Annotated in this window: 7 protein-coding genes, 1 rRNA gene and 1 riboswitch; all 8 genes read right to left on the bottom strand. The window is 49.6% G+C overall.

Annotated features, from left to right (window positions below; all coding sequences use genetic code 11):
* Positions 1–174 (bottom strand): 16S ribosomal RNA (locus BMY11_RS25495); the annotation flags it as partial.
* Positions 175–881: 707 nt separating this feature from the next.
* Positions 882–2,093 (bottom strand): MFS transporter, encoded by a 1,212-nt coding sequence (locus BMY11_RS25490; RefSeq protein ID WP_090582712.1) that lies wholly within the window; start codon positions 2,091–2,093, stop codon positions 882–884.
* Between the two features lie 11 nt (positions 2,094–2,104).
* Positions 2,105–3,157: an aminoglycoside phosphotransferase family protein gene (locus tag BMY11_RS25485; RefSeq protein WP_090582710.1), complete on the bottom strand. Its 1,053-nt coding sequence runs from the start codon at positions 3,155–3,157 to the stop codon at positions 2,105–2,107.
* 58 nt (positions 3,158–3,215) lie between these two features.
* Positions 3,216–4,478 carry a cytochrome P450 gene (locus BMY11_RS25480; RefSeq protein WP_177182827.1) on the bottom strand — a complete coding sequence of 421 codons (1,263 nt, stop codon included), beginning with the start codon at positions 4,476–4,478 and terminating at the stop codon, positions 3,216–3,218.
* A gap of 95 nt (positions 4,479–4,573) precedes the next feature.
* Positions 4,574–5,167 carry a pentapeptide repeat-containing protein gene (locus tag BMY11_RS25475; RefSeq protein ID WP_090582706.1) on the bottom strand — a complete coding sequence of 198 codons (594 nt, stop codon included), beginning with the start codon at positions 5,165–5,167 and terminating at the stop codon, positions 4,574–4,576.
* Between the two features lie 12 nt (positions 5,168–5,179).
* Positions 5,180–5,629: a hypothetical protein gene (locus BMY11_RS25470; RefSeq protein WP_090582704.1), complete on the bottom strand. Its 450-nt coding sequence runs from the start codon at positions 5,627–5,629 to the stop codon at positions 5,180–5,182.
* 106 nt (positions 5,630–5,735) lie between these two features.
* Entirely contained in the window at positions 5,736–7,130 is a 1,395-nt protein-coding gene (locus tag BMY11_RS25465) for a branched-chain amino acid transporter BcaP (protein WP_090582701.1), read from the bottom strand.
* A gap of 205 nt (positions 7,131–7,335) precedes the next feature.
* Entirely contained in the window at positions 7,336–8,727 is a 1,392-nt protein-coding gene (locus BMY11_RS25460; protein ID WP_256217776.1) for an amino acid permease, read from the bottom strand.
* A gap of 147 nt (positions 8,728–8,874) precedes the next feature.
* A riboswitch (Lysine riboswitch) is annotated at positions 8,875–9,066 on the bottom strand.
* Positions 9,067–9,144: the final 78 nt, after the last annotated feature.

Genomic DNA, 9,144 nt, shown 5'->3' with positions numbered 1-9,144 from the left:
TATCCGGTATTAGCATCCGTTTCCGAATGTTATCCCGATCTTACAGGCAGGTTGCCTACGTGTTACTCACCCGTCCGCCGCTAACCTTGTCCCGAAGGACAAGATCCGCTCGACTTGCATGTATTAGGCACGCCGCCAGCGTTCGTCCTGAGCCAGGATCAAACTCTCCATAATAGGCGAAATGGCGAAGCCATTTGCGCCAAATGAATTTGCTTGTTAGCTCATTCAAAAAACTAGCTCGTCAGAAACGCTTTCGCCAAATGGCGATCGTCGTTCCGACGTATTTTATGACCTTTTGACAGGTCGCTCATTGTTCAGTTTTCAAGGAACAAAATTCTTTATTTCTCGTCCCAACCTCTCGGCCGGAGTTAGAATATATCATATATCGAAACTCAATTGCAAGCTTTATTTTTCAACTTGTTTTCGTTTCGACCACCGTGCTTGGCTTACCTCTCAGCGGCGGAATCTTAGATTAACATGATATCAGCGCACTAGTCCAGTGTTAAAATATTCCTGTTCATTGTCACTTCCCATTCCTTTAAAGGCTATTGTGGCATTGGCATGTTAGCTCGACATAATTTTCGATGAAAAAAAGAAAAACTGCCCGAGTTACCTCGGACAGCTTTCTGACGGTGATCGATCGATTAGAGTTGCTTCAAGTTCACAAAACACATCGGTTGGAACACTTGGTTACTGCCTTAACTTCCGTCTTTCAACGAAAAGCTATGCAGTTCATGTGACCTGCTCTGCGACACGTCGCCTCGCTTCCATGTAGTTAGGTGATTAACTAAAACCCTCTTGTAGCTCTTGCACCATTCGGTTCAATGGAACCACACCTCTCTTTGCACCGTCGAATATATCATGGACAGAAAACGGACTTCTTATTCAAGGGTTTTAAGTTTTCGCAAAGACGGGAACCAGAACATCCAAAGTCCTGCGACAATAATGGTACCGATGCCGCCAATCAACGTTGCATTCACAGCTCCAACCATGCCTGCAAGCGTGCCCGACTCAAACTCACCAAGCTGATTGGACGTTCCAATGAAGAGCGAATTAACCGCATTGACACGGCCGCGCATCTCATCCGGCGTTTGGAGCTGCACGAGTGATGAGCGAATGACGACGCTGATGACGTCCGAAGCACCGATCATTAGCAGTGCGAAGAGCGATATGACGAGATTCGTCGAAACGGCGAAGAGCATCGTTGCTAAGCCAAATATGGCGAGCGCGCCGAATAGAATCGGCCCCAGCGCTTTCTTAAGCGGGTAATACACAAGGACGATGGACATCATGAGTGCCCCCACCGCTGGCGCTGTACGCATTAAGCCAAGTCCCCAAGCTCCGGTAAACAAAATATCTTGTGCGAAAATCGGCAGCAGCGCTGTTGCGCCGCCGAGCAGAACGGCGAATAAGTCGAGCGATATTGTGCCGAGAATAATCGGATGACTCTTAACAAAGGTCAGTCCCGAGAAGAATGACTTGAGCGTAAGCGGTGCCGGCGTTCTAATGACGCGTTCCATCTTAATAAGAACGGTCAGAACCGCTCCTACCAGCAAAGCCACTGCCGCTGTTCCATATACGTAGACAGGGCCAACGGCGACGAGAACGCCGCCAAGCGTCGGCCCTAGTATTTGCGACGTTTGTCCGGCCGATGTCGTCCATGCGATTGCTTTCTGCATGAGCTCCTTGGGCACAAGCATCGGAAGCAGCGCGGATGATGATGGTCCTTCGAAGGCTCGGCATGCGCCGAGAATCATCGCCGCAACGAGGATCTGCTCGCGCCCGAGCCAGTCTGCAAGATTGCCAATGAGCAGCAGCACAGCTATGCCACTTTGGATAAGCTGGACGAGGAATACAATGATACGGCGATCGAAACGATCTGCGACATGTCCGACGATCAGCGTCAGAAGCAGCATAGGCAGAAACTGAGCAAGGCCGACGAGGCCGAGACTGTATGCGTCATGCGTCAAGTCGTACATTTGCCATCCAATAGCGACGGACATCATCTGAAATGAGGTGGATGAGAACGTGCGGCCAATCCAAAACTTATGGAACGATGATTGCTTCAATGATGGTTCCGATATTTGCAGCATGCTTTTGCGGGTCACTTCCTATCTTGTAATTGCATTTCAACTGCATAAACTTGCGGTTCGATGCTGTCCCACCGATTCATACAATGGTACAAAATCATTTCAAGATCATTGGCGCGCTGTTCCGGATTAATATCTCTTACGAGCAGATTAAGGAGCCAATTCGTCAAATTGCGAAGATGATGTTGGTAGCAGTAGAACCGAAGCACATCCGTGTTGATCAGAACCTCGCGGCCCAGTTCCTTCTCGTATGCCGACAAGTAAATGCCAAACTCTTCCCCGATATATCCCCTAAGATCAAACTCGATCGGAGCAATCATAACCGATTCCCAATCGATCAGAGCTAAGCTCCCGTTCTCGCAGCGGATCAGGTTGCCGCCCCACATATCGCCATGACAAAGCACCTTCTCTCTGTCGTCATCTAAAGACTTGGCGCGCAAACCGTGCAACAAATCAACCATTTCGCTGATCTGCGTTTTCTGAGGCAGCATTGCAGCTTGTAACTCCATCAGAATGGGATCTCCGTCGGCATCTTCATCCTGGCATTCAAGCTGGGCTAGGCACTTCTCCAAATCGGGTAAGAACGAAACATCGAATGTCTCCGAAGGCAGAGCCATCAATTCTCGATCCAGAATTGGCGTCATTCGATGGACCTGAGCCGCCAGCTGTGCGATGTTGCCCACTATTTCTGGTGAGAAAGGGTAGGCGTCCGCGAGTGTCTCTCCAGCGATGTAGTTAAACAACACAAGGGTACAGTCTTCAATCGTAATCCAGTAAGCACCGCTGAGCGCGCGAATTGGCCAAGTAAGCTGTTCAAATTGACCCTCATCATGCAGCCGCCCAAGCAGAGGCAAGTAATAGCTGAGCTTGTCCGCTCCCCTCTTCTGACGGTCGTTATAATGGTCGAAAAGCTTGACATAATAACGAAGCCCTTCATGGCACAGCAGAAAATAAGAGTAAGCAGCATCCCCCACTGGAATGAACCGCAAGGCTTCTGCCCTTATGCCATATGCATCGCTTAACTTTGCAATAACCTTCTTCTCATCGATCTTGAATTTGACCTTCACTCTGAGTTTATCCTCCTACACAAAAAATCCGCGTTAGCCGCGGATTTCTGTAGCCAGTTTATAACTGTACTTGCATCGTCCCTAACCCGCGGAATAGCATGTTCGGACGCCAATTTGGATATTCGTCTATGAAGCGCATCTCTGGAAATCTCTGCATGAGCACAGACAATGCGATCTCGCCTTCCATACGCGCAAGCGGAGCACCGAGACAGAAGTGGGCTCCCGTTGCAAAAGCAAGATGGCGGTTCGGCGTCCGCTCGATGAGGAAACGGTCAGGCTCATTGAACTGTGCTGGGTCGCGATTAGCTGCGCCTAGCATGACAGTTACAAATTGCCCCTGCTTGATCGTTTGACCTCCAATCGAATATTCAGCCGAAGTAAGACGAGAAGTCTGCTGCACAGGCCCTTCATAGCGAAGCGCTTCCTCAACAGCAGATGCGGTCAGAGCCGGCTGGCTGAGCAGAAGCGCATGCTGCTCTGGATGCTCGAGCAGAGCCAGCATCGTATTACTGATCAGGTTCACGGTCGTCTCATGACCAGCCACAAGCAGAAGGACACACGTCGCGATAAGCTCCTGCTCCGTTAAGGCATCGGCTTGTACCTTCGCGTGAATCAGATCGCTTATCATATCTTCCTTCGGCGCCTTCTTGCGTTCACTGATCAGATCACGGAAGTAGACGGAAATCTCCTCCGCCGCACCAATCGCTTGCTGAGCAAAATCCGGCGGTTGATCGCCGCCTTCCAGGATGCGCGCGAATGTATGCGACCAGCCTTTGAACAGCTCGCGATCTTCCGGTGGTACACCAAGCATCTCCGCAATAACGATAACAGGCAGCGGGAAAGCAAAGGCCGAGATGAGTTCAGCTTCCTTTCCTTCCGCCATCTGGTCAGCTAAATGCTCGGCAATGTTGCGGATATTCTGCCTGAGTCGCTCCATCGCACGAGGTGTAAAGGCTGGGCTGACTAGCCCTCTTAAACGAGTATGTACAGGTGCATCACGAAGCAGCATCCAGTTATCGAGCAGGTCATTCACCGGTTTCCATTCGTTGACTACTTGTTGCGGCGGTTCTTCATATAGACTCGGCATCGCATTCCGGTGCTCACGGACAAATACCGGATCCTTCAATATGCGATTGACGTCTTCATATCTTGATATCATCCAGAAACCGCTCTCTTCAATAAAGTGAATCGGCTCATGCTCAAGCAAATAAGAATAGAACGGATAAGGATTGCGATGCGCCGACTCGGAATAATGCCGGAACCAGGAAGCGATATCAGGCTTCTCGGTGGATGACGATTGCGAATGTGAATGCGTAGACACAGTAATCACACCTTTACGTTTGATCATTCCGTGACTATTTCGTCATAAGAGAGCCAATTCCTGCCAAAGCCAAAGCCAGAGCCGGAATCGACAATCTAATCTTCGATGATCTCAATGTCCATACTATAGAGCAGCGAGATCGCCTCCGGCAGCGTGAACTTCGCTTTGTTAATCCGATTAACGCTCGGATCGATCGAATAGTTCGTTGCGTGCGACAAGTCTGCGCCAGTCAAGTTCGTCTCGCTAAATAAGCTTTCTGCGAAATTCGTGCGGGTCAAATTCGACTCTTGCAAATCCACTTCGCGGAAATCGACATTTCGAGCTGTACAACCTATCATCTCGCTCTTACGCAGCGTAAGCCCGATAAACGTGGAATGATTCAACATGCATTCATCGAAACGCAGCGTACCTGACACTTTGATCCGTGACCATGAAGCCTCGGTCCAATCGACGCCAACCAGCTTGCATTGCTTGAATGAAGCTTGTGAGATCGTGCTGTCCATCAGCTTGATCATGCTGAGATCACATGATGTAAACATACAGTCCGAGAACTTGCATTCATCAAACACCGTTTCGCTGAAATCACACTTCGTAAACGTACAATCGTAAAATTTCACACCGATAAGTTCTTCTTTAGTGAACGCTAATTCTGCAAAATGTTCATTATAGTACTCTGGCTCTTGAAACAATATGAATCCCCCCTACTTCGATTGGGTATAGATCAATTCGCGTAGAAGCGCAGTCTCCCTCTCAGGGATTGAGAATCCACGCCCGCTATCAGCCACATTGACGAGCAGGCCCGTACTACCAGCATCACGATCTACATTTAACACGTAACGATTGTCTGAACCATCGCTAAACCGAACGTTCATATAGAAATACACGCCATAATCAAGCTCACCCATGATTTCCTTCGCCTTGCCCGACGCATCGAGAAAGATCTGAATGTCTTCCGAGCGTGTAAACTTCATCTCGGCTAACTGCTGCTTCTCATGGTGTATACATAAGTCTGCGCAATCGAGCGTAATGCTCACGATATCATGGTTACCATGGCCATTCATTTGGGCAGACGAATCACTTCCCGACCTGCAGCTAACGAGCAAGCACAGCAAAGCTACGATCACTATAACACGGTAATAGCCTTTCTTCATCCTAACTTCCCCTTCCAATGCTTCTCGTAAATGATACGCTGCTAGTCCATTTTTGTTCCTATAGGCGGGCACAAAAAAGGCAGCCCGTTAGGCTGCCGTCTTCTAATTATTTCTGCTCACGAAGAGAACTGTTGCGATACCCGTATATGAAGTAAATCACGAGTCCGATTGCAAGCCAGATCCCAAAGCTCGCCCAAGTGAACGCTTTGAGCTGAAGCATGAGATACAAGCAAGATGCCGCACCAAGAATCGGGGTATAAGGGACAAAAGGAACTTTGAAGCCTCGCTGCATGTCCGGCTGTGTCCGGCGCAGAACTATAATTCCAAGTGATACGACCAAGAATGCGAACAGTGTTCCGATGTTCGTTAATTCCGCAAGCCTGTGAAGCGGCACTAGACCTGCGAACGTACCCGCAAGTAGCGCTGTCAGCCAGCTGCCGATGATCGGAGTTTGGCGCTTCGGATTCACAATCGACAGCGCCTTCGGCAGCAAGCCATCGCGGCTCATCGCATAGAACAGGCGCGTCTGCCCGAAGAGCAGTACGAGCAGTACCGTTGTAATCCCTGTAATCGCACCGACCGAGATGAATCCGGCTATCCAATCCTGACCGATATAATCGAGCGCAAACGCGACTGGATTGCTGACATTCAGCTTATCGTAAGGCACGATTCCCGTAAGAATTAACGATACGACAATATAAAGCGTCGTACAAATCGCAAGCGATACGATGATGCCAATCGGCATGGCACGCTGAGGATCTCGAACCTCTTCTGCTGCGGTTGATACCGCGTCAAATCCGATATAAGCGAAGAAGATTGTAGCCGCACCAGCGGTTACACCATCAAAGCCAAATGGCATGAATGGCGTCCAATTGTCCGGTTTGACATACCAGACACCGACGCCGATGAACAGCAAGACGACAGTTACTTTGATAATAACCATGACCATGTTCATTCGTGCAGACTCTTTAACGCCGCGCGTCAGGACGAGTGTAATCAAGAAAATGATAAGCATCGCTGGCAAATCAATGATTGTTCCATTGTCCAAGTTGATCGCACTCGATAATGCTGTGGGCAGATGCAAGCCGAAGCCGTCCAGCAGCCCTTGAAAATAACCCGACCACCCGCTCGCGACTGCAGAGCTGGCAAGTCCATACTCGAGGATAAGCGCCCAGCCGAGTATCCAAGCGATAAATTCTCCAAATGCAGCATAGCTGTACGTATATGCGCTGCCGGATACCGGTACACTTGACGCGAACTCGGCATAGCACAAGGCTGTAAATACACATGCGATACCTGCGAGGATGAAGGAGATGACGAGCGCAGGTCCCGCATAAGTCGCGGCTGCTACTCCTGTGAGTACGAAAATCCCGGTTCCAATTATAGCGCCGACGCCTAGCATTGTGAGGTCAAATGCACCGAGTGCTTTCTTGAGGCCGCTCCCGTTCTTAGACTGGTCAGCCAATAAGGAGGAAATGGATTTTTTTCGAAAAAGATTCATGCTGCGTTCCACCTTTGATTCATAATGCGATTACTGTAAAAAAGACACAGAAAAACATAGTACTATATAGCTTTGCGGCGGTAAAGCATCAATATGTGGAATACTGGGATTTTCTCTTAGGTATTATGTTACATTTTCGAATGACGTATCACAGAAAAAAAGAGCAAAGGCTTATTGAGCCCTTACTCTTCATTATTGTCTTTACCTATTCAGTTACAGGCTCCAAGTCACACTCTTCGAGCTTCAACAGCTTCGACTTATGCTTCCACTTATAGCCGAGCCAGATCACAAGGAATAATGGAATCCCGATATAAGATGCAAGCACGAACATCCAGTCCACTTGCCCGTCTGAGTAAGCGCTGATGCTCTGCCCGATGATGACGACCATACACATGACCCCTGCCAGAATCGGACCAAACGGGAACCACAACGAACGGTATGGGAGATCCGCAATACTGCGGCCTTGCGCCACATACGCTTTGCGGAAACGGTAATGGCTGATTGCAATTCCGAGCCAAGCGATGAAGCCTGACATACCTGATGCGTTCAGTAGCCAGATATACACCTGACCGTCGCCGAAGAAGGAAGCAAGGAAAGCCAGCATACCAATCGCTGCTGTTGCAAGCAGCGCATACACCGGAATACCATGTTTGTTCAGCTTGGCAAACAGCTTCGGCGCCTTGCCTTCTTTGGCAAGCACCCATAGCATCCTTGTCGATGCGTACATACCCGAGTTACCTGCGGAGAGCACCGAGCTCAAGATAACTGCGTTCATCACGGAAGCGGCTACGCTCAGGCCTGCTTTCTCAAATACAATCGTGAACGGACTTGCTGCTACACTGTCGCTCGCCAGCGTATCCGTTGTGAACGGAATGAGCATGCCAACGACGAAGATCGCCAGAATATAGAACAGTAGAATCCTCCAGAACACGCTACGGATGGCGCGAGGAACGCTCTCACGTGGATTCTCAGATTCACCTGCCGCGATGCCGACGAGCTCCGTTCCTTGGAACGAGAAGCCGGCAGCCATACAGACACCGAGTACGGCTAGCCAGCCGCCGGAGATCGGCGCATCGCCGGCTGTAAAGTTGCTGAAGCCGACCGCGTTACCGCGCCAGATGCCGACGATCATTAGTAAGCCGATTGCGATGAAGACGACGACCGTGACGATCTTGATCATCGCGAACCAGTACTCGGATTCGCCGTACCCTTTTACCGACAATAGATTTAGTCCGACCATAAGTGCCAGGAAGAGCGCACTCCATATGAAGGACGGGCTGTCCGGCAGCCAGAACTTGATGATTAACGTAGCGGCAGACAATTCTGCGGCGATCGTAATCGCCCAGTTATACCAATAGTTCCAGCCTAAAGCGAAGCCGAAGGATGGATCTACGAATTTTGTTGCATACGTACTGAATGTACCCGATACCGGCATATAGGTAGCCATTTCACCCAAGCTTGTAACTAGGAAATAGACCATGATGCCGATGAGGAGATAAGCTAGCAGTGCCCCTCCGGGTCCAGCAGAGTGAATGGCTCCGCCGCTTGCTAGAAACAGTCCTGTTCCAATTGATCCGCCGAGGGAAATCATTGCCATGTGGCGAGATTTCAAGCCTCTGCGCAGTTTGTTCTCTTTCACTTTCGATACGCTCCCTTAACTGTTTATCCGTCAAAATAAACACAAAAAAAGCTGCCCTCTTAAACGCGTAAGCAAGGCAGCTCTCAACTCCCTCAATCATCCCTGTAACAAGATAGCTCAACATACTGTCCCTAGGAAGAACAGCATGACAGTTCCGCTCCTTTCGGAAACGGCCCCAGCAAACGCGGCTTGTATAGCGCGCTTACTTCGGCGAAGTTGCCTTTTCACCCGGAATCAACAGTCTATACTGGACTTCCCCCGGACGTACTCTTCAACAACGCGACCTCTACCTCATCTCAAACAATCATGAGGCATTTGTATTTAATTTCTATAACAGTTTCCAATCATATAGAGCCTTATCGAAAAAAGCAATGG

Source organism: Paenibacillus sp. OV219 (assembly GCF_900110075.1).
In the GTDB taxonomy this organism is placed as follows: Bacteria; Bacillota; Bacilli; order Paenibacillales; family Paenibacillaceae; genus Paenibacillus_Z.
Note: the sequence above shows the minus strand (reverse complement) of the source record. Positions and strands in the feature narration are given on the sequence as shown.